Origin of the sequence: Jannaschia formosa (assembly GCF_003340555.1) — a bacterium.
GTDB classification, from domain to species: domain Bacteria; phylum Pseudomonadota; class Alphaproteobacteria; order Rhodobacterales; family Rhodobacteraceae; genus Jannaschia; species Jannaschia formosa.
Map to the genome: position 1 here is coordinate 1 of NZ_QPLJ01000016.1, position 21,527 is coordinate 21,527.

A 21,527-nucleotide genomic window follows, 5' to 3' on the forward strand; every position below is an offset into this window, starting at 1 on the left:
CCAGGGGAAGCAGACCGCCCGCGCCTCGCGATACCCGCTACCAATGGGCCTACCTCTTCGGCGCCGCCTGTCCCGCCCGGGGCGCCACCGCCGCGCTGGTCATGCCGCGCGCCGACACGCATGGCATGTCCGCCCACCTCGCCGAGATCGCCCGCACCGTCGCCCCCGAGGCCCATGCCGTCGTCGTCCTCGACGGCGCGGGCTGGCACGCCGCCAAAGCGCTCGTCGTCCCGGAGAACCTCACGCTCGTGCCGCTCCCGCCCTATGCTCCCGAGCTCAACCCGATCGAGACCGTCCGGGCCTACCTGCGCGCCAACCGCCTCGCCATCTCCACCATGGACACCCGGGACGACATCCTCACCCGATGCTGCGAAGCCTGGAACTTCTTCGCAGGCGATCCCGACCGCGTCCGATCCATCACCAACCGCGAATACGCCAAAGCGGTCAGAAGGTAGGGCCGTTGGTATCAATGACATGCCCGCGCTTGCTCCCGCATTACGCTGTAGTCGGATAGCATTTTGGCGATTGCCGACCCCTCCGGCAGCATATCGAGCTCGTCGGCTGCGCGCGCCTGGAACTCGCGGCTATACTCGAAAACGGGTGGGCAGACGGTCACGACGATGAGATAGAGCAACCCCAGGTCTGGAAATTCGGGCTTTGCCGGCTCACGCATCCTGGCGTTCCCACTTGATGTAGGCCTTCGTATCGGAGGCCTATTTCTCGTCGATCTCGACGAGGACGGCGCTGACGAGCCGTAGCAGGGCGTCGTCGCTTGGGAAGACGCGGATCTTGACGTTCCTGCGCTTGAGCTCCTGCTGGACCGTGCGCTCGATCGGGTTGGACGTGCGCAGGCGCTTGCGGTGGTGCTCGGGCAGCGTGAAGACGGCGAGCCCCTCGGGGACGTTCTCTTCCAGCCAGTCGGCCAACTTCGGCGCGCTGTCGCGGTAGCCGGTCACGAGGTCGGCGAGCGCGGTCTCGGCCCGGGCCAGGTCGTCGGCGGCCCAGATGGTCTTGAGCTGGCGCCCGATGCGCTTGCGGATCTCGGTGTTGGGGGCGTGGTGGATGGCGTTGCGGGCCAGGTGGAACTGGCAGCGCTGCCAGGTCGCGCCCCCGAGGACCGCTCGGCGGGCGGCCCGCAGGCCGGCGTGGTCGTCCGAGACGACGTAGGTCACGCCACGCAGCCCGCGGGCCATGAGGCTTTCGAGGAACCCGCGCCAGTGGATCTCGGCCTCCGACAGGGCCACGGAGACGCCGAGGACGCGCCTGCGTTCATCGGGGCCGATGCCGATCGCGGACAGCACGGCGACATCGCGCACGACGCCCGCATGGCGCATCTTCTCGTAGCGTGCATCGAGGAAGAGGTAGCTCGTCTCGCCGAGCGGGCGGTCGCGCCAGGCTTGCAAGTCCTCGTCCAGCAGCTTGGTCGCCCGGCTCACCTGCGAGGAGGACAGGCTCTCGATGCCGAACTCGGCCATGACGGCTTCGACGTCCCGGGTAGAGACGCCCTTGATGTACATCTCGGCCGCAGCGAGCATCACGGCGCGAACCGAGCGCCGCCCGCGCTCCAGGGATTGCGGGTAGAACGGCGTGTCGCCATGCCCGGCCGTCTTGGGAACCTGCACCGTCACGCTGCCGGCGGGCGTGTCGACCCGCTTGGGCTTGTAGCCGTTGGCATAGCCTTGGCGCTCGGGCGTGCGCTCGTAGCGCCCCGCGCGCAGGAACCGCTCGCGCTCGAGCTCCATCGCCAGCTCGAAGGCGCGGGCGAAGACGCCTGCGATGTCGTTCGGGCCTTGCTCGATCAGCTGTTCCAAGAGGGCCTCGACCGCCGTACCCTTCCGCTCGTCCATGCTCTGTCTCCCATGGGTGTGTTGCAACTCCATGGAACACCAGAATGGGCAGCCATTGCCGGGGCATGCCCCGGCAATGGCTCAGCGCGACCGGGCAGAACCCAATTTTCAGACCTCACGGTACAGTACCGCGCCTTACACCTCGAGCGCTAACGCTGGACTCCTCGCGACGCCCGCAGACCTTCATGGGCACCATCTCGATCCGGCTCAAGTCGGTCGCTTCCGCGAGACGCGCCTGGCGCTGGTCCAGGCGCTCGTCCGGACGCGGAGGTCGTAATGGCAGGCGAGGCGGTCGAAGAACGCCTCCGCACGGACGAACATCGTCGCGCGGGCGAGCGCGTCGGTGTCGGGAAGGTCGCCCCGGATGCCGAAGGTGACGTGGACGCGCGCGCAGCTGTCCTCGTGGAGCCAGACCTCGTGGAGGCCGTTTCGCATCGCGATCCGCTCGCCGGAGCGCTTCCAGGCCCGCGGCACGCGCTCCCAGGCATCCGACAGGCGAGACGCGATCGCCTCGCCGAGGTCGCGCCACGCTTCCCGGGCGAGAGGATCGTCGCCCGGGTCGATGTCCTCGAACGGCTCGACGTAGACTGTGCGGCCGTCGGGATGACGGTAGAGCCCTTCACCCATCGGTCCGCCCTCCCGTGCGCAGGGAGCGGCGCGGGTCGCTGTCGTGTCGGGTCCGAGGGTGTCGCCGCGCGGCGCGGCGCGGCTCGGGACGGGCTTCGATCGGGGTGTCATCTCTTCCTCCGTGGTGAGCGTAACGGAGGCCGGGGCCGTCTCTCCCAGTGCGCGGGAGGGACGGCCCCGGGTCGGACCGGTCGGCGCGAGCGGTCAGGCGGCGAGGCCGGACGGGTTGCCGGACCCGGCGGGCGCGAGCGGGGCGAGGTCGACGACCTCGTACATGCCCGACCCGTCTTCCTCGCGCGCGAGCGCGTTGGCGCGGTGCTGGCTGCCCATCGGGGCGTGGAAAGCGATCGACAGGTAGGCGTTGCCCCGCTGGGAGGTGGCCTTCCAGATCGACCCCATCCGCACGATCCGCCCGGCGGGCGAGCGCGCCTCGATGTGCCAGTCCAGGTGGTCGTCGGACCCCTTATGCGCGTTCTCGACGGCCACGAAATCCATGTCGAAGTCGTAGCCGCCGATGGAGCCCGCGAGGTTGCCGTCGTCCAGCGTCTCGATCCGCCCCGTCAGCGCGATGGGCTGCGCCGTCCCGCCGGCGAGCGGCACGATGCGCCAGTCGTCCTTGGGCATCTCCTCGTCGCGCACGGCGTTCATGCGCCAAGTGCGGCCCATCCGGTCGGTCAGGGCGAGCGAGTAGTAGGCGCGCTTCGTGCGCTCTGAGACGGCGGACCACATGCTGCCGACGCGCATCGTCCGGCCGCGCGGCGTGCGGACCTCGATGTGATGGTTGGGGTGGATGTCGGCGGTCTTGTAGGCGTTCGGCACGACGCTCAGGCGCGCGAGGTCGAAGAGCATCGTGCCGACGCTCAACGTGAAGGTCTCGGCGTCGGCGTTCCGGGTCAGGGTTCCTGCGATCATGGGTCTGTCTCCTGGGGTCTCTTCCGATCCGGGATGGATCGCCCGAAGGCGAAGCCGCCTCCCTCCTTTCCGGTCCGGCGCCTGGCATGAGAGCTGTCTGCCCGTCCGGAGCGCCGCGAGACGGACGGGGCACCGCACGGACGCCCCGCCGCAGGCCGTTACAGGGTCTTGCGGAAGGTGGCCTTGTCGTCGCCCTCCGCCCAGTAGTCGCGGATGCGGGCTTCGGGCTCGTAGCCGCGCTTCTCGTAGAACTCCCGCGTCAGCGCGAAGCGCTCCGCCCCGGAGGTATCGACGATCATCATCCGCGCGTCGCCCCGCGCCCGAAGGCGCGCTTCGAGCGCGTCGGTGATCGCCGCTCCGATCCCCGCGCCCTGGTGGGCAGGGGAGACGGCAAGGGCGAGCATGTTCCAAACGCCGTCCGCAAGCTGCTCGGGTGCGGCGAACACGAACCCTGCGAGCATGCCGTCGAGCGTGGCGATCAGCCATAAACTCTCGGCGGCGTCGGGGTCGGGCGCCGCGAGGAAGCCCGAGCTCATGTCGTCCAGCATCTCGGACGAGAACATTTCGTTCGCATCGACGATCTCGGCGACGACAGGCAAGTCCACCTTCTTCAATGGCCGGATGTGGATGCGGGAGGTGTCGATCTTGGCGGCCATGAGAATGGTCCTTTCCATCAGCGTTGGTCGAGTTCCGAGCGCACGGCGGCGATGCCGGCTCGCGTGGCGCGGTAGGGCTTGCCGTTCGTGGATCGGATGAGGCGGCGCTTCTTGAGCCGGTCGAAGACCGACAGCGTGCAGTCGTCGAGGACGTGACCTTCGCGGGTATGGCACGCGACCTGCACCACCTTGCCGGAAGGCAGGCGTTCGAAGTGGATCGCGCCGCCGAGCGCGAGCACGTGCAGCACGCGCTGCTCGCATTTGGAGATGTTCATTGGCTTGGGCTCGAGTTCGGATGAACGGAACCGCCCCCCGGCATCACGCGCGGGCGGGAGGTCGTCTCAGTTCGTCCAGCGATCCCGCAGGGCTCGAGGCGCCACCGGCGGTGTGCCGATGAACGGGTTGGACCTCGTCAGGCGGGTCGTGGACTCAGCGATTGCCCGCAGTCTCGAACATCAAGGCTCCTGTGCCGGGCGACGGCCCGGCTGACCGTGCAGTACCTGACAGATCTGATTCCGGCAATCGCCCGGCGCGCCCGGTTACCATACCGGTCGGCCGTGGTCCGTGTGGTCCGCTCGTCGTCGACGGAAACGCAGATCCCCGCTTCCTTGGTCAGCTCCATGATCGAGCCACCGAACTCGCGGAAGGTCGTTCGTCGGTCTTCGAAGAGCGCGCAACCGATCCGGTCCCCGATCATGCATGACGGATCAGGGCTTTACGCCACGGCCTTCATGGCACCACCCGCACGGATCGCCTCGATCACCGCCTCGGCGCGTTCGCCCACCGGGACGAAGGCGCGGAGCTGGAAGGCGACGATCTCCGTGAAACAGCCCGCGGCCTTCAGGTCGTCGACCTGCTCCGGCCGCCAGCCCTCGACCTCCAGGCGCTTCGCCCCCGCGACCCGGCGCGCGCGTAGCGTCAGCCCGCGGCCGAGCTCGACCGCACCGTCCCCGGCCATGGCGGCGGCGACCAGCTCGGCGGGTGTGCCGCCCCCGCCCTGGAACCGAGCGCGCAGCACGACCGCCTGCTCCGGCGAGATCGCCCGGCCGATGCGGGCGACCCCGTCCTCGGGCGTGACGCGCCAGATGCGCTCGCTGTCGGAGGGGACGTCGCGCCAGAGCGGCAGGAGCAGGCCGGTGAGCAGCACGAGCCGCCCGGTCGCCACGCGGGGGAGGGTGTCGGCCTCGGCGTCCCAAAGACGGACGAAGGTCTCCCGGTCCACCGGTTCCCAGTGGGACGAGTCGAATGCGTCCTCCGTGACCGAGGACCGGCCCGTCGGCCGCCGCAGGTCGCGCATCTCGGCGAAGGCGTCGTCCTCGAAGACCTGGTAGGGCCGGGCGGAGACGAGCGCGACCTTGCCGGAGGCGGCGTTGCGCATGGGGACCATCCGTCCGCCGCCCGCGTGGTCCGACAGCGCGGCCTCGGCCGAGGGAACGTGGACGGCGGTCTCGGTCTCCAGCGTGACGGTGCGCGTGACCGAGCCGGACTTGGGGCAGGTCCAGAGGTCGGCCTCCTCGACCACGGCGATGCGGTCGGCGCGCAAAGTCTCGATCCCCACATCGAGCGTGCCGTTGGCGCGGGCGCGCTCGGTCTGCTGCTCGATCTTGGCGGTAAGCTCGCCGAAGAGCGCGTTCTGCATGTCGATCGGCAGCGCGAGCAGCCGGTTCAGGTAGCGCTGGATCGGCGGGAGGTCGTCGAGAACCACGCCTTCGGCGTCGGTCAGCCTGAGAGCGGTCCAGGCGAGGAAGGTTTCGTAGGGCATCGCCTCGCAGCGGTTCGTGGCGAGTTCCCGGTAGTGCGCGACGAGCGCCCTTCGGGCGATGACGCTCTCCAGGTTGTCGGAGGCGCGGAAGAGGTTCTGGCTGCCCGTCTGCCGCTGGCCGCGGGTGAGCGCGCCGAGCGTGTCGAGCCGACGCGCGATGGTGGAGGTGAAGCGCTTCTCGCCGTGCACGTCCGTGGTCATGACGCGGAACCAGGGCGGCGTGACCTGCGCCGAGCGGTGCGTGCGCCCCAGCCCCTGGATCGCCTCGGCCGCGCGCCAGCCGGGCTCGACGAGGTAGTGGCGACGGCGGCGATCCGCGGCCCCCGTGCCGAGCGCGGCGTGGTAGGACCGCCCCGTCCCGCCTGCGTCGGTGAAGAGCAGCACGTCCTTGGTGCCGGCCATGAAGGCGGCGGCCTCGGCGGAGTTCGCCGTGGCCGAGCGAGTGACGACCTTCAGCCCGCCGCCAGGCAGGCGGACCGAGCGCTTCAAACGACCCGTGACCTCGGCCAGCCGCTCCTCCCCGAAGTGCCAGACCAGCCGGTCGAGAACCGAGGGGATGGGTGCCGTGGTGTAGAGCTCCAACAGGGCGGCGTCGCGCAGTCCTTCCGCCTCGCGCGAGACGACCGGCGTGCCGTCCTCGTGGAAGAGCCGCTCGGCCACCGTCACGCCGTCGACCTCGACGAGCTGGTGCGCGTGGACGGGGAAGGCCTCAAGCAGCCAGTGAATCACGACTTCCTTCGGCGTCAGGTGCGCCTCGGTGAGGTCGTCGCCGTCGGCCCCCGCGATCGCCCTGTCGAGGTGGCTCTCGCCCGTCGAGACGATCTGCACGACCGGCGCCCAGCCCTCGGCGAGGTCGGCCTCAATGGCGCGGATGAGCGTGCCCGCCTTGAAGCCGTTGAGCACGTGACCGAAGAAACGCTGCTTCATGCTCTCGAAGCGCGAGAGCGCCGACGCCTTGGCCGCACCCGCAGAGACGCCACTCTCCTCGTCGACGATGCCGGTCGCCTCCAGCGCGGCGTGCAGGTTCTGGTGGATCACCTTGAAGGCCCGAGCGAAGCGGTCGTAGGCCGCACGCTCACCCTCGGTCAGTCGGTGCTCGAGGATGTCGTACTCGACGCCGTCGAACGACAGCGCCCGCGCGGTGTAGAGCCCGAGCGCCTTCAGGTCCCGCGCCACCACCTCCATCGCCGCGACCCCGCCCGCGACCATCGCGGCGACGAAGTCCTCGCGCGTGGCGAAGGGATAGGCCTGACCCGGACCCCAGAGCCCGAGCCGCGTGGCGTAGGCGAGGTTCGACACGTTCGTCGCCCCGGTGGCGGAGACGTAGAGGACGCGCGCCCGCGGCAGGGCCAGCTGCAGGCGCAGTCCGGCGATGCCCTGCTGCGACGGGGCGGTACCGCCGCGCTCCCCGTCCGACGACCCGGCGGCGTTGGCCATGGCATGCGCCTCGTCGAAGGCGATCACGCCCTCGAAGTCCGGCCCGCACCACTCGACCAGCTGCTCCAGGCGCGACCGGCCCGTCCGCCCGATGCTGCGCAGGGTGGCGTAGGTCACGAAGAGGATGCCGCGGCCGAGCGTGATCGGCTCGTCGGGCTTCCAGCGCTCCAGCGGCACGATGTCGGTCGGCGCGCCGCCGAGGTCGGACCAGTCGCGCACGGCGTCCTCGATCAGGGTCTTCGACTTGCTGATCCAGACCGCGCGGGTCCGGTCAGCGAGCCAGCCCGCGAGGATCACGCCGGCGACCTGCCGACCCTTCCCGGCGCCGGTGCCGTCGCCGAGGAAGTAGCCCTGGCGGTAGGCGACGCCGCGCTCGGCGTCCCCGGGGGCCTGAGCGGCGGGCGCGATCTCCGTCCAGTCGTCGGACACTGCGAAGCGGCCGGGCAGGTCGGTGCCGTGCGCGGCCTCGGCCATGACGACGGTCTCGAGCTGGGCGGCGGAGAGCGTGCCCTCCGCGATGATCGACGGGGGCAGGACGGGGCCGGCGCCTTCCGCGAAGACGGGGACCGGCGGCGCGACGGCGGCCATTGCGACGCTCTCGACGAGCGGGGAGGGGTGCGGGGCGGCACCCTCGATCGCGATCCGCTGCGGGGCGTAGCGCGCGTAGACGTCCGAGACGGCCTCGTTCGCACGGGGCGTGGCATGGACGGTGAACGGGATCGGCGCAGGCGCCGAGGTGCGCGGTGCCGGAGCCGGGCGGGGCGACGGCGCCGCACGTCCCGTCGGGCGCGGTGGTGTGCCGGGGTTTCGCCCCGCCAGTCGGGCAGGCCGGGCCGCCGCCGATGCGGCGCGCGGCGTACGGGCGGGGCGCTCCGGAAGGCGGGTTCGGACGGCCTGGAGCGCGGCGGCCAGATCCGCGACGGGCTCCGGGAAGACGTCGGCGGTCGGAACGGCCGTTTCTCCAACGCGGTCCGCGACGAGGAGCGCGGTTTCCACGCTCGTCCCCATCTTCCGGTAGACGCTCCCCGGCAGTACGAGGTGCAGCCGCGGCGCGACGAGTCGCGTCAGCCGCGACCACAGCACCGGCTGGCGCGCGTCGCAGGCGGCGCGCGGCAGGATCGCCACGAGCCGCCCGCCGGGGACGAGGCGCCTCGCGGCCGACAGGGCGTGCCGCAGGGCGATCGTGGGATCGCCCACCCGGACGGCCGAGGACGAGAAGGGCGGGTTCATCAGCACCACGTCCGCGCACAGGTCGCGGGGGAGCAGGTCGTCGATGCGCTCGGCGTCGTGCCGGGTGGCGCGGGTCCGGAACACCGCCTCCAGGATCGCGGCGCGGAAGGGGTCGAGCTCGTTCAGCACCACATGCCCGCCCGCGCGCCGCGCCATGTGCGCGAGCGCGCCGGTCCCGGCGGAGGGCTCCAGCACGACGTCGCCCGGGCGGATCGCGGCGGCCACGGCCGCGACATGCGCGTAGGGCAGGGGGGTGGAGAACTGCTGCAGCCTGACCTGCGTCTCCGAGCGGCGGGTCTCGGTCGCGCGGGCGTCGGCAGCGTCGGTGAGCCGCGCGAGGCGGGCGGCGGGGCAGTCGTCGCCCGCGCCGTCTTCCCCGTCCGCCAGGATCGCGGCGGCCTGCACGAGGTCGTAGGCTTGCCGCCAGGACCAGGCGCCCGCGGCGTCGCTGCCGCCGGTCACGTCGGACAGGTGTGCAGCCAGCGCGGCGTTCGTGAGATCGCCCACGGCGAGGGCGGCTCGGAGCCGGTCGAGCAGGATCGGGATGTGGCGGCGCTTCACCGGGGCTCTCCGTGGGGCTGAGGGATCACGCCGGAAAGGAGCCGCCCTTCCCTCTGCGGGCGGGGCGGCTCCGGTCGCGCGCGACGGCTAAGCGTCAGGCGGCCTGGGTCGCGGGGCCGTCCTGCGCGGGGTCCTCGTCCTCCGCGCCGAACTCCTCGTCCATATCGACCTCGGGATCGCCGTCCCCAGAGAGGTCCGCCTCGCCGCCGCGGGGCGCGGGGATCTCCATCCCCGGCGGGCACCAGGTCTCCACCGTCGCGCGCTGCTCGGGCGTGAGCGTCGCGAAGGGCGCGGCGAAGAGCCGGTCGAGGTAGTCGACGATGTCCACCTTCTTCGCCGTGGCGAGCCGCACGGCCTCCTCCGGCGGCTTCAGCTTAGTGGCGAGGAGGTGCAGGAGCTGTGCCTTCCTGATCCGCGCGAAGAACGCCTCGCCGGTGGGCCGCCACGCGGCGCGCAGGTCGGGAACCACCTGCCGGGCGACGTGGGAGAGCAGCGGCTCGCCGTGCGCCATCTCCGAGGGTGCGATGGCCTCCGCCATGGCGACGGCCACGATGCGGGCCTTCATGTCCGCGTCGAGCAGGCGGAACGCCTCGAACCGGTCGGCGACCGACGTGGCGCCGTCCCACCATGTCAGGTCCAGCGCTTCCCGCAGCACGGCGACGGCCTCGGCCGGGCGCTGGTCCATGCCGCCCAGGCGCCCATGCGGACGCTCGCCCCTGCTCGCCTTCACCCCGAGCGCCCAGGACAGGGCGGGCATCGGCGCGTGGAGGAGGTCCGCGGCGATCTTGAAGAGTGCGAGGTCGACGGCGAGCGCCGCGTCGGCGGCAAGACCCGCGCCGATCACGATGGCCCGCTCGGTGCGCAGGTCGGTCGCGAGCGAGGCGGCGACCTCCAGGGCGGCGGTGCCCTCGTCCACCTCGCCCGCGCCCGCGGCGGCGGTCCCGCCGCCCGCATCGGCGCTCCCGGCCGGGCCCCCGGACGCGATATTCCCCTTGGGCGCGGCGCTGTCGGCGGGGCGGATCAGCCCATGGATCAACTGCACCCCGTCATGCGCCCAATGCGCGATGACCCCGGCCCGGGCCAACTGCTCGGGCGCGTAGCCCGTCGTCAGCTCCTCGTACTCCTGCATGAGGGCGGCGTACTCGTCCTCCAGCGCGTCGAAGTCCGTGCCGTCGTCCTCGGCCTCGGCCGAGTCCCGCACCGCGTCGAGGGCTACCAGACGGTCGGCGATGGCCGCGGCCCGCTCGGCCGCCTCGCCCTCGGGCTCGATCGCGCCCGGATAGGTCCGGCCGTGGTCGCGCAGCGCCTGGTAGTCGGCCGTCCGCCGCCCCTCGGCTCAGGCGAAGCCCATGCGGGCCCGCTCGGCCTCGGCGACCCGGCCGAGCTTCTCGATGAGCAGCCGCTCGACCAGCGCCCCGTCGCCGAGGACCGAGTCCTCCTCGATCAGGTCGGCCACGACCGGCCCGTCGGCCGCGCGGTACTCGGCCTCGACGAAGCGCCCGAGCTCGGAGCCGAGCTTCACGCCCGCCTTCTCCAGCCGGTCGCGGATGGTCCAGGCCTGCCGATACTGGCCCTCGGTCGCCTCGAAGACCGCCCACTGCGTGCCGGGATTGGGATGCGCGGCGAAGGCCTTCATCACGTCGAGCGAGATGCGCTTGGCGCGGGCGGCCGCGCGGATGTCCGGGTGGACGCGGCCGTAGCGCAGGCGCTCGGTCACCCGGCGGCGCTCGACGCCGAAGAGCGCGGCGATGCCGTCGACGTCGTGCCCGCCGCTCTCCATCATGCGGGCGAAGGCCTCGTACTCGTCGAGCGGGTCCATCGGGGCCTGCGTGACGTTCTCTGCCACGGTGATCGCGATGGCCGCGGCGATGTCCTCGCCGAGCGCGCGGCAGGCGATCTTCGTCGTGACGGTCCAGCCCTTGGCGGCCTTGTCCTCGGCCAGCAGCCGCAGCGCGGCGAGGCGTCGGCCGCCGGCTAGCACGCCCAAGACGGGCCTGCCGTCGATCTCCACCTTCTGGACGATGAGCGGGTGCAGGAGCCCCAGCGTCGCGATGGAGGCGGCGAGGACGGGGATGTCGGGCGCGTCGTAGGCCTCGGGCGAGGCCGCGCGGGCGTTCAGCGGGTGGAGGTGCAGGTCCCTCAGCGCGACATGGGCGTCGGTCAGCTCGGGCGTGGCGGTCTTGGCGATCGGCATCGGTTCGTCTCCGGGTTCTCTCTCGTGGCCGGATCGGCCACACCCCGAAGGAAGCCCCCGATCCCTTTCGGGGGCGGAGGCTCGGGGCGGGCGGGACGGCCGGGGCGGCGCGCCGCGTCCGACGCCCCGCCGGCGGCCCTACCAGTCCTCGGGGAAGAGGATCGTCAGCACCCCGACGGTGCGGGCGGGATCGTCCGGCCGTTCGCTGCCCCAGGCCAGAGTCTCGTCGGCGTAGAGGTCGATCTTCCACCAGACCCGGCGGCCCGCGACCTCGACCGCGCCGAAGTCGTGCAGCCCGTCTGGGTCGTCTTCCTCAGGGAACACCGTTTGCGCCGCCACGGCCGCGCGGCAGGCGGCGGCGAAGGCATCCCCTCGGCGGCCACGGCGGCGGTGCAGAGCAGGCAGCCGCGCAGATCGCCACCCGGCCGGTAGGGCACGCCCCCGCAGGCATGGGCGCGGAAGGCGTCGTTCTGCGCGGCGATGCGGGCCGCGTCGGGGACGCGCTCGTCCATTGTGGGTGAAGTGTCGTTCGGCATGGTCTCTCTCCTCGTGCTGGGGACCACGCCGGAAAGGGCCGCCTCCGGCTCTGCGGAGACGGCCCGGGATAGGGAACGGGAGGGACTGGTCAGGCCGCGACGTCGGCGTCCGGCTCCGGGTCCTCTCCCACGGCAAGCTCCGCCCCCGGCGCGTCGAGCGTCACCCCGCCTTGCGCCGCCGCCTCGACCATCCAGTCCACCGCCCGCTGCGCATGCGCCCCCGCGCGGAACAGGAACCGCCTGTCGCCCCGGAGCACCGTCAGCCACGACCCGAGATAGGCCGGGTGGTCCTCCAGATGGTCCGCCATGAAGCCGAGCCACTGCCCGAGCAAGGCGGCGCCGAGCTCCGCCACCAGCTCCTCCTTCGCGTAGGCCTCGTTGCCGAAGGTCGAGGCGCCGAACGAACGGTCGAGCCGGTCCTTTGTCTTCGTTCTATGGACATGCTCGTGACCGAGCGTGGCGTAGTAGCGCTCCGCCCCTTCGAACCGCTCGAGCGGCGGCATGTGGATGCGATCCAGGGCGGGGACGTAGCAGGCCCGGTCGCCGCCCACGGCCACGTCCGCGCCGATCGCGTCGAAGAACGCCTCGCAGGCGGGGATCGGCCGCGGCCCGTCCGCCGGGTCGCCCTCCGGCTCCGGGTGGAACCGCGCGTCGAGCCCGTCGATCTGCGCCGTGTTGAACACCCGGTAGGACTTGAGGAAGCGGTAGGCGCCGCCGTCTCCGTCGCCACCCTCGTCGGAGCCCGGACGGCCTACGTCACCCCCGTCTTCGGCTGCCCTCGCCTTCGCCGTCCCGTAGTAGACGACCACGCTCGAGCGCTCGCCCTTGCGGACGCAGGCATCCATCGACCGGGCCTGCTGAAAGGTCATCCAGTAGGGGCTCGTGTAGCCCATCAGCGCCGCGCGCATGCCGAGCAGGAACGCGTTGATCCCCCGGTAGCCCTCGCCCCCGTGGCGCAAAGGCACGCCGCCCCCGCCATGCGCCAGGGCCTCCGCCAGGGCAGGGTGCCCTTCTCGAGCAGGGTGACGATCTCGTCGGTGATGAGGTGCGCCGCGTCGGGCTTGTGCCCAGTGCTACGGCTATGGGTCTTGCGCGGGGTCCGGGCCATCGGCCTCTCCTCCTCCGGGTGGGTGAACACCCGGGAAGGCGGCAGCCTTTACCCTTTCCTGTCTGTACGATGGGGACGCATACGCCCGGTCGAGCTAAAACCCGGACCCTGGGGCTACGAGCCTAATGGAGACGACGTCGGAGGAGGCCGGAGGGCATTCTGGGGCTCCAGATACCGTGGGAGGGCGGCGGTCGTTCCATGCATGTGCAGGATCGTCACGATCACGGACACCGGTGCATCCGAAACACAATGGCATGTCGAAGGGCCATTGCGCATGCTTCGCTCGAACGTCGATTGTCGGTTCAGCCAAACAATTCGAAGAGAGCAGGTTTCCGGAATGAGCGAAGACTTGAGGGCCCTCCTCGCGCGGTTCCGCGAGACCGCCCGGACGGAGCGCGAGAAGGGGACGTACTTCGAGAACATCGCCGCGGTGTACTTGCGCCACGACCCTCTGCAATGCGCTCTCTTCTCTAAGGTTGAGACCTACGAGGAATGGGCCAAGGCGCGTGGCGAGGATGCCACCGACAGCGGGATCGACCTGGTCGCGACCCTGGCGGACGGCTCGGGCTTCTGTGCGGTCCAGTGCAAGTTCTACGACGCGTCGAAGAAGGTCGATAAAGCCGACATCGACAGTTTCTTCACCGCGTCCGGCAAAGAGGGCTTCGTCTGGCGGCTGATCGTCGACACGAGCGACGGCAACTGGACCGATCGAGCCGAGAAGGCCCTTGAGGGTCAGGCAATCCCGACGAACCGGATCGGCCTCAGCGACCTTGAGGCCAGTCCGATCCTCTGGTCCGATTTCGTGCGGACCGGCGAGGTGAAGGTTTCCGAGTCGAAGACCCTGCGCCCGCACCAGCAGGAAGCCCTCGACGCGGTCCGCGCAGGCCTAACCGAGGCCGATCGCGGCAAGCTCATCCTCGCCTGCGGCACCGGCAAGACCTTCACGAGCCTGCGCATCGCCGAGGATCTGGTCGGCGTGGGCGGAACGGTTCTCTTCATGGTCCCCTCCCTCGCGCTCATGTCGCAGGCCGTGCGGGAGTGGACGAACGATGCAACGCTGCCGCTGCGGTCGTTCGCGGTCTGCTCGGACGCCAAGGTCGGCAAGCGGCAGGGCCGTCAGGACACCGCCGACATCGCGATCCACGACCTCGCCTACCCGGCCACGACGAACGGCAAGGCGCTGGCCGCGAAGATGGCCGATGCGGCTCCGGATGCGATGACGGTGGTCTTCGCCACCTACCAGTCGATCCAGGTGATCTCCGCCGCGCAGGAGGCCGGGCTCGGGGCCTTCGACCTGATCGTCTGCGACGAGGCACACCGCACGACGGGCGTGACGACCGGCGAGGAGGACGAGTCGAATTTCGTCCGTATCCATAGTAACGAGCACGTCCTTGCCGCCAAGCGCCTCTACATGACCGCCACGCCCCGCATATACGGCGAGGCGGCGCGGCAGCGCGCGAAGGAACAGTCGCTGACGCTCGCACAGATGGACGACCCGGAAACCTACGGGGAGACCCTGTTCGAGCGCGGGTTCTCCTGGGCCGTCGAGAACGAGCTGCTCACCGACTACAAGGTGATCGTCCTCGCGGTGGACGAGGGGAAGGTGGCCCGCTGCGTCCAGCGCCGGCTGGAGAGCGCGGACAACGACCTGATGCTCGACGACGCGACCAAGATCGTCGGCTGCTACAAGGCTTTGACCAAGACCGACCTGACGGTCGACGTCGGCACCGACACGGGCGCCATGCAACGCGCGCTGATCTTCTGCCGGGACATCAAGTCCTCGAAGATCATCGAGGGCGAGTTCGCCGCCGTTGCCGAGGAGTTCCGCACTCAGAACCCCGAGGACGAGCTGACCCTCGATTGTGAGGTCCGCCACGTCGACGGCACGTTCAACGCCGACAGCCGCGGCCGCCTGCTGGACTGGCTGAAGGCCGACCCGGGCGACGACAACTGCCGCATCCTCACGAACGCCCGCTGCCTGTCCGAGGGCGTCGACGTGCCCGCGCTGGACGGGATCATGTTCCTGCACCCGCGCAAGAGTCAGATCGACGTGGTCCAGTCCGTGGGGCGCGTGATGCGCCGCGCGCCGGGCAAGAAGATGGGCTACGTGATCCTGCCCGTCGCCATCCCGGCCGGCACCTCCCCCGAGGAGGCGCTGAACGACAACGAGCGCTACCGCGTGGTCTGGCAGATCCTGAACGCGCTGCGCTCGCACGACGAGCGGCTCGACGGCGACATCAACAAGATCCACCTTGGCCAGACCGAGGGAAGCCGGATCGAGATCGTCGCGGTCGCCCCGGACCTGCCCGGCGGCAAGTCCCCCGGCGGCGGCGCAGGCATCGGCCAGGGCAGCGCGCCGGGCGACGACGAGGGAGACGGGGGGGGCCGCACGACATCCCAGGGCGAGCTCTTCGTTGACGAGTTCTCGGCCGCCATCCGCGCGCAAATCGTGAAGAAGTGCGGCACCAAGGAATACTGGGACCGCTGGGCCGCGGACATCGCGAAGATTGCCCAGAACCATATCACCCGCATCGAGGCCTTGCTGGAGGATCCGGACGCCCGTGCCACCTTCGACGCCTTCCTCAAGGAGTTGCACGACGACCTGAACGAGGCGATCTCCGAGGCCGACGCCATCGAGATGCTGGCCCAGCACGTCATAACGCGCCCCGTCTTCGAGAGCCTGTTCCAAGGCAACCGCTTCACCGACGAGAACCCGATCAGCCGGGCCATGCAGGGCATCGTCGCCCGGCTGGACGAGGCGCGGATCGACAAGGAAGCCGAGAGCCTGGAGGAGTTCTACGCCTCCGTCCGCCGCCGCGCCGAAGGCCTCACCGACCCGGCCGCCAAGCAGAAGCTGATCGTCCAGCTCTACGACGACTTCTTCAAGTCGGCCTTCCCCCGCACGACGAAGCGCATGGGCGTGGTCTACACGCCGGTCGAGATCGTGGACTTCATCCTCCGCTCCGTCGACGAGGCGCTGCGCCGCGACTTCGGCGTGGGCATCGGGGCGGAGGGCGTGCACGTCATCGACCCGTTCACGGGCACCGGGACGTTCATCACGCGCCTGCTGCAATCGGGACTGATCGCGCCCGAGGACCTCGCGCGGAAGTATCGCGAGGAGCTGCATGCCAACGAGATCATTTTGCTCGCCTACTACATCGCGGCGATCAACATCGAGACGGTCTATGCCGACCTCATGGGTGAGGAGGACGGAGAGGCCGCCTACGAGCCCTTCTGCGGCATCCTGCTGACCGACACCTTCGCGCTGCATGAGCACCGGGACATGCTCGACGACCTGTTGCCCGACAACGCCGAGCGCCGGACCCGCCAGCGCAACCTCGACATCCGGGTGATCGTGGGGAACCCGCCCTACGTCGTGGGCGAGGAGGACGCGAACAGCGGCGACGCGAAGGTGGACTATCCGAAGCTCGATGGGCGTATTCGCGAAACTTACGCGGCGCGCAGTAACGCCCGATACGTGAGCGACACCTATAATTCCTACATCCGCGCGATCCGCTGGGCCTCGGATCGCTTGGGTGAGGATGGGGGCGTCGTGGCCTTTGTTACGAACGGTGGGTTCCTCGATGGGAATGCCAGTGCGGGAGTGCGGCGGTGCCTTGTTGAAGAGTTTAGCGACCTCCGCATCTTCAACGCGCGAGGCAATGCAAACACCTCCGGCGACCGAAGACGGATGGAAAGTGGCAACGTCTTTGGTGAAGGGACCAAGGCGCCGATCGCGGTTTTCGTTCTCACGAAGCGTCCCGGGTCCGTAGCAGCGGGAGCCATTCATTACCACGATATCGGCGACTACCTCAGCCGAGAGGACAAGCTGCGGATCGTGCGTGAGTTCGGCAGCGCGGGCGGCGTGGAAGAGGCGGACGGCTGGACCCAAATCGTGCCGGACGAGCATGGTGATTGGATCAATCAGCGGGACACGGCTTTTGACGAGTTCATGAAGATTGGGGACAATGCCCGTGATGCTGACCCCGCAGTCTTTGCGACGTACTCCATGGGCGTCCTGTCTGGTCGTGACCCGTGGGCCTTCAACAGCTCGCGCTCTGCGCTGGAGGCGAACACGCGCAAGCTAATCGACAGCTACATCAGCAGCCTGTCCGTAGCTGATGGAACCAGCAGGTCGGCCACCGAGATCCAGCGCGACCCACGAAAGATTGCCTGGTCGCGCGGTCTGAAGAAGAAAGCCGATGCCAACCGTCATATCGAGTTCGATCCGTCGGCCCCACGCTTGGCGACCTACCGACCGTTCACGCCACGCTGGCTCTATTTCGACCCAGACCTCAACGAAACGAGGCTCCAGATTCCTCGCATGCTCCCCGGTGCAGATACGCAGACGCCCATCATCTGCCTATCGACAACAGGACATCGCGGCGCGTTCTCAGCGCTCATGGTAAACCGGCCGCCCGCGCTTCACGTCGCCGATATGGCCGGCTCCCAATGCTTCCCGCTTTACTACTACGAGGCCCCGGAGAAGGACGCGGACACCCCCGACCTCTTCGCCGCCTCGGACGGCCCCGGCCTCGTGCGCCGCGACGGGATCACCGACGAGGGGCTCACCCACTTCCAGGCCGCCTGGCCCGGCGAGGCGATCACCAAAGAGGACCTGTTCCACTACGTCTACGGCCTGCTCCATTCGCCCGACTACCGGACGCGCTACGCTGATAACCTCAAGAAGGCCCTCCCGCGCATCCCCGCCGTCGCCTCGGTGGAGGATTACCGCGCTTTCCGAGACGCCGGCCGGACGCTCGCAAATCTGCATGTCGGCTATGAGGAGCAAGAGCCCTACGCCGTCACCTATCGCGAAGGCGACCCAAGAACCTGGGTCGTGGACGACCCGGAGGCCTTCTACCGCGTGGAGAAGATGCGCTTCGGCGGCAAGCGCCCGAACCGGGACCGCACCGCGATCCACTACAACGACCGCATCACCCTGACGGACGTCCCCGAGGCGGCCTACCGCTACGTCGTCAACGGCAAGAGCGCGATCGAGCACGTCATGGAACGCCAGTCGGTCACCAAGGACACCTACAACCCGAAGACCAAGAAGGGCAGCGACATCATCAACGACGCCAACCGCTTCGCCATCGAGACCATGGGCGACCCCGAATACCCCCTGACCCTGCTGCGGCGGGTGATCACGGTAAGCCTCGAGACGATGAAGATCGTCGACGCCCTGCCGCCGCTGCGGCTCAAGGCAGCAGCCCGGGCGGAAGCCGCGGAATGATCCAAGCGATGCTCTGAGGTGCGGGAGAGATCTACGCCTCGCAACGAAGGTGGTGACCGCATCCGATGCGATCGTTTCACTTATTTAACTTATTGCGTTTATGGCGGTGGGCGACTATATCCTTGTCACCTTCCGAAGGAGGCTTCCGCCATGTCTGCATTGCGCCAAGACCGGCTCGACGACCGCCTGCCCGACCAGATCGAGGTGCAGGGCGCCGAGCAACTGCTCACCATCCTTGCCTCGCAAGCCAAGGAGGACGGTGAGGTCGAACTCGAGTTCACCGATGCGAAGGGCCAGCGGACACCGATCACCCTCGCGCCTGCGCTGTCGGCCTCGCTGCTTGAACTCCTGCGCCTCGTCGCGGACGGACGGGGCTTCACGCTGGTGCCGCTTGAGGCCGAGCTGACGACGAAGCAGGCGGCCGACCATCTGAACGTCTCGCGGCCATTCCTGATCAAGCTGCTGGAGGAGGGCCGGATCCCGCATCACAAGGTCGGGCGGCACCGCCGTGTCCGGGCCGAGGACCTTTTCGCCTACCGGGCCAGGCGGGATGCCGAACGGAGCAAGGCCCTGGATGAGCTCGCAGGTCTGGACGCCGACCTCATCTGATGCGGCGCGGGGATCGGTTCACGGCGCTGATCGACGCCTGCGTCCTCGGCGGCGCGCTGCGTAGGAACCTGATCCTCAGCTTGGCCGAAGCCGGACTCTTCCGGCTCCGCTGGAGCGACGCCATCCTCGACGAGACCGAGCGCACGATCGCGAAGATCACCGAAGGCGCGGCTGACACGTCTCGACAGCGCGTGGCGATGGTCACAGCGTTCCCGGAGGCAATGGTGCTCCACGACCGCGCAATCGAAGAACACCTCGTCTTGCCGGATCCGGGCGACGTGCACGTCCTCGCAGCAGCGATCGGCGCGAAGGCAGACGTGATCGTCACCGACAACGTGAAGGACTTCCCTGTGGAGGTCCTGCAGGCCTGGGGGATCGAGGCCGTGACGGCCGACGCGTTCATCGCCGACTGTCTTGACCTGGACGGGGCAGCAGGTGTCACGGCGATACGCCGGATGCGCGAGCGCCTGCGGCGCCCCGAGCTCGAAGCGGATGGGCTGCTACGCAAGATGGAAGGGCAGGGCCTAGTCCACGCGGCGGCAGCCCTGAGTCCATACAGAGGCTTCATTTGACGATGAGGAACAACGAAGGAGCGAACGTAGGGCGGGAAGCGGTCGTTCGCTGCGGCCGCGAGCCGCCCGGCACGCAGGGCGGGTTCCGGTCATCCGCTGCTGTCGCGAGAAAGACACGGAGAGGGCGTTGTTGCATGAAGCCTGCCCGGGATTCACATCGGGACTCCAGCGACATAGCTGGGCGGCATGTCCAAGCCTGCGCCCACCCGCTACCGCACTCTGAACTGGTCCGCCTACAACGCCGCGTTGCGTGAGCGCGGCTCGCTGACGGTCTGGTTCGACCCTTTGACGCCGTGGCATGCGGTGCCCTCGGGCAAGCGTGGCGCGCAGCCGGTCTACAGCGATGCCGCCATCCAGGCCTGCCTGACGGTGAAGGTCCTGTTCGGCCTGCCGCTGCGCCAGACGACCGGCTTCGTGGCCAGCCTGCTCAAGCTCGCGGGCCTAGACTGGCCGGTGCCGGACTACTCGACGCTGTGCCGGCGCCAGAAGACGCTGGCCGTGCAACTCCCCTACCGGGGCTCGGGCGGGCCGCTCCACCTGCTGATCGACAGCACGGGCATCAAGGTCCAGGGCGAAGGCGAGTGGCATGCGCGCAAGCACGGAGGAGCGAAGCGACGCGTCTGGCGCAAAGTGCATCTGGCCATTGACGAGGCGACGCTCGAGGTTCGGGCCGTCGAGATCACCGACAGCAGCGTCGGCGACGCGCCCATGCTGCCCGGCCTGCTGTCGCAGATCCCCGACGGCGAGCCGATCGGGTCCGTCACCGCCGACGGCGCCTATGACGGCCGCGCCTGTCGCGACGCCGTCGCCCTGCGGGGTGCGGAAGCGATCATCCCGCCGCGCAGGAACGCCAAACCTTGGAAGAAGGACAGCCCAGGCGCCCGCAGCCGCAACGAGGCCCTGCGCGCAATGAAGCGCTTCGGGCGGACGCTCTGGCGGAGGTGGTCTGGCTACCATCGACGCAGCCGCGTCGAGACCAAGATGAACTGCATGAAGCTGCTCGGCCAGAAGCTCATGGCCCGCGATTTCGACCGTCAGACCGCCGAACTCCAAGTCCGCATCGCCATCCTCAACCGCTTCACCGCCCTCGGCATCCCCGTCACGCAGCCCGTCGGCTGACGTCAGACGGGGAAAGGGGAAGTCTGACCTTCGAACGCTTCATGCAACAGCGCCGGTTCAACCAGTACGACGAAGACGAGGACGGCCTCCTCAGCGAAGATGAATACAATACCGGTGTCTATGACTCCTATGATGCAGACGACAGCGGCGTCATCGAGGAGCCTGAATTCGGCGATGTCGGCGACGACATTGGCGATGGCGGCTTCTGGGACGTCTGATCGGCCTGAGCCCGCGGGGTCGGGCCGATCCGGCCCCGTCGAGCCACAGGCGTGTGCGTCAAACGCGCCCTCTTGAAGTTTCAGTCGGAGGAGGAAATCGAATGACCTTCATCAATCGTTACATGCTCAGCACGGCAGCCGCCGCGCTTCTGAGCGTGCCGCTCGCAGTCGGCAGTGCCATGGCTCAGCAGAGCGGCACGCAGTCGAACGAAACCCAGGACACCGGCACCCAAGGCGGTGCGCAGGCGTCCGGCGCGGATCAGTCCGGCCAGGGCGCTGGCGCCCAGCAGGATGTTCTTGTCGCCACCGTCGGCGGAGAGGAGATCCGCAGCACCGACATCATGACGGTGCTCGGCATGCTCTCCCCGGAGCTTGCGGCACAGCCGCCCGAGATGCTCATCCCGATGGCGATGGAGCAGCTCATCCTGCGCCAGTTGATTCTTGCCGAAGCCCGCGCCCAGAACCTTGCGGACGATCCGGAGGTTATCTCCCTCGTCGAAGGCTCGATGCAGGCTGCCGAGGACGATGCCCTGGTACAGGTTTGGATCGACCGGGAAATGCAGAACGCGGTCACCGACGAGGCCGTGCAGCAGGCTTATTCGGATCTTCAGGCGAACGCGCAGCAGGAGGTTCCTCCGCTCGAACAAGTCCGTCCGCAGATCGAGCAATATCTGCGCCAGCAGAGCATGCAGGAGATCGCGATGCGGCTTCAGCAGGATGCCGAGATCATCCTCTACGACGCCGCCGGCCAGCCGGTCGAGCGCCCCCAGAATGGCGGCGGAAAGAGCGGCTCGGGCACGTCCGGAAGCGGCCAAGCCACCGACGGCTCCGCGACCGGCTCGGGTTCGAATTCGGACGCATCAGGCACCACCCAAGGAAACTGATCCGACGCGAGATGGTCGC

The 21,527-nt window shown here is 69.3% G+C and carries 18 protein-coding genes and 1 pseudogene; 7 read left to right on the forward strand and 12 right to left on the reverse strand.

The annotated features are described in order from the left end of the window. Positions 1–455 (forward strand): transposase (locus tag DR046_RS15450; RefSeq protein ID WP_209313598.1); only part of this gene is annotated, 455 nt, incomplete at its 5' end. Positions 456–466: 11 nt separating this feature from the next. Here DR046_RS15450 and DR046_RS15455 read toward each other — a convergent pair. The 12 genes and pseudogenes from DR046_RS15455 to DR046_RS24890 all read right to left on the reverse strand — a co-directional run. Next, positions 467–673, reverse strand: a complete 207-nt coding sequence (locus DR046_RS15455) for a hypothetical protein (RefSeq protein ID WP_115383304.1) — start codon at positions 671–673, stop codon at positions 467–469. 40 nt (positions 674–713) lie between these two features. Further along, entirely contained in the window at positions 714–1,847 is a 1,134-nt protein-coding gene (locus tag DR046_RS15460) for an IS256 family transposase (RefSeq protein WP_167767134.1), read from the reverse strand. Positions 1,848–2,054: 207 nt separating this feature from the next. Next, complete coding sequence (locus tag DR046_RS15465) at positions 2,055–2,585, reverse strand: hypothetical protein (RefSeq protein WP_135227311.1); 531 nt, start codon at positions 2,583–2,585, stop codon at positions 2,055–2,057. A 93-nt stretch (positions 2,586–2,678) separates the two neighbouring features. Next, the gene (locus DR046_RS15470) at positions 2,679–3,386 is read right to left on the reverse strand and encodes a DUF736 family protein (RefSeq protein WP_115383306.1); all 708 of its coding nucleotides are present in this window, start codon (positions 3,384–3,386) and stop codon (positions 2,679–2,681) included. Between the two features lie 158 nt (positions 3,387–3,544). Further along, positions 3,545–4,060, reverse strand: coding sequence for a GNAT family N-acetyltransferase (locus DR046_RS15475; protein ID WP_245190962.1), 516 nt, complete (start codon positions 4,058–4,060; stop codon positions 3,545–3,547). Further along, positions 4,060–4,317 (reverse strand): YjhX family toxin, encoded by a 258-nt coding sequence (locus DR046_RS15480; protein WP_115383308.1) that lies wholly within the window; start codon positions 4,315–4,317, stop codon positions 4,060–4,062. Before DR046_RS15480 ends, DR046_RS15475 begins: the two co-directional genes overlap by 1 nt. Positions 4,318–4,757: 440 nt before the next feature. Beyond that, complete coding sequence (locus tag DR046_RS15485) at positions 4,758–9,032, reverse strand: strawberry notch-like NTP hydrolase domain-containing protein (protein ID WP_115383309.1); 4,275 nt, start codon at positions 9,030–9,032, stop codon at positions 4,758–4,760. A gap of 94 nt (positions 9,033–9,126) precedes the next feature. Beyond that, on the reverse strand, positions 9,127–10,233 hold the full coding sequence (locus DR046_RS23695; protein WP_167767135.1) for a hypothetical protein: 1,107 nt from the start codon (positions 10,231–10,233) through the stop codon (positions 9,127–9,129). A gap of 135 nt (positions 10,234–10,368) precedes the next feature. Further along, positions 10,369–11,226 carry a ParB/RepB/Spo0J family partition protein gene (locus tag DR046_RS15495; RefSeq protein ID WP_115383310.1) on the reverse strand — a complete coding sequence of 286 codons (858 nt, stop codon included), beginning with the start codon at positions 11,224–11,226 and terminating at the stop codon, positions 10,369–10,371. Between the two features lie 138 nt (positions 11,227–11,364). After that, on the reverse strand, positions 11,365–11,550 hold the full coding sequence (locus DR046_RS23700) for a DUF3768 domain-containing protein (protein WP_167767136.1): 186 nt from the start codon (positions 11,548–11,550) through the stop codon (positions 11,365–11,367). A gap of 301 nt (positions 11,551–11,851) precedes the next feature. Continuing rightward, on the reverse strand, positions 11,852–12,445 hold the full coding sequence (locus tag DR046_RS15505) for an ArdC family protein (RefSeq protein ID WP_370816286.1): 594 nt from the start codon (positions 12,443–12,445) through the stop codon (positions 11,852–11,854). Positions 12,446–12,499: 54 nt separating this feature from the next. Further along, positions 12,500–12,870: pseudogene (locus DR046_RS24890) on the reverse strand (ArdC-like ssDNA-binding domain-containing protein); the annotation flags it as partial. Between the two features lie 349 nt (positions 12,871–13,219). Here DR046_RS24890 and DR046_RS15510 point away from each other — a divergent pair. From DR046_RS15510 to DR046_RS15530, 6 genes are all read left to right on the forward strand, one after another. After that, positions 13,220–18,106, forward strand: coding sequence for a DEAD/DEAH box helicase (locus tag DR046_RS15510; RefSeq protein WP_245190965.1), 4,887 nt, complete (start codon positions 13,220–13,222; stop codon positions 18,104–18,106). A 150-nt stretch (positions 18,107–18,256) separates the two neighbouring features. Then, positions 18,257–18,715 (forward strand): helix-turn-helix domain-containing protein, encoded by a 459-nt coding sequence (locus DR046_RS15515; protein ID WP_115383313.1) that lies wholly within the window; start codon positions 18,257–18,259, stop codon positions 18,713–18,715. Beyond that, the gene (locus DR046_RS15520; protein ID WP_115383314.1) at positions 18,715–19,287 is read left to right on the forward strand and encodes a PIN domain-containing protein; all 573 of its coding nucleotides are present in this window, start codon (positions 18,715–18,717) and stop codon (positions 19,285–19,287) included. Before DR046_RS15515 ends, DR046_RS15520 begins: the two co-directional genes overlap by 1 nt. 186 nt (positions 19,288–19,473) lie before the next feature. Continuing rightward, a complete protein-coding gene (locus DR046_RS15525; protein WP_115383315.1) occupies positions 19,474–20,406 on the forward strand; it encodes an IS5 family transposase in 933 nt (310 codons plus the stop codon). 41 nt (positions 20,407–20,447) lie between these two features. Continuing rightward, positions 20,448–20,624 (forward strand): hypothetical protein, encoded by a 177-nt coding sequence (locus tag DR046_RS23705; RefSeq protein ID WP_167767137.1) that lies wholly within the window; start codon positions 20,448–20,450, stop codon positions 20,622–20,624. Positions 20,625–20,725: 101 nt separating this feature from the next. Further along, a complete protein-coding gene (locus DR046_RS15530; RefSeq protein WP_115383316.1) occupies positions 20,726–21,508 on the forward strand; it encodes a hypothetical protein in 783 nt (260 codons plus the stop codon). Positions 21,509–21,527 lie beyond the last annotated feature (19 nt).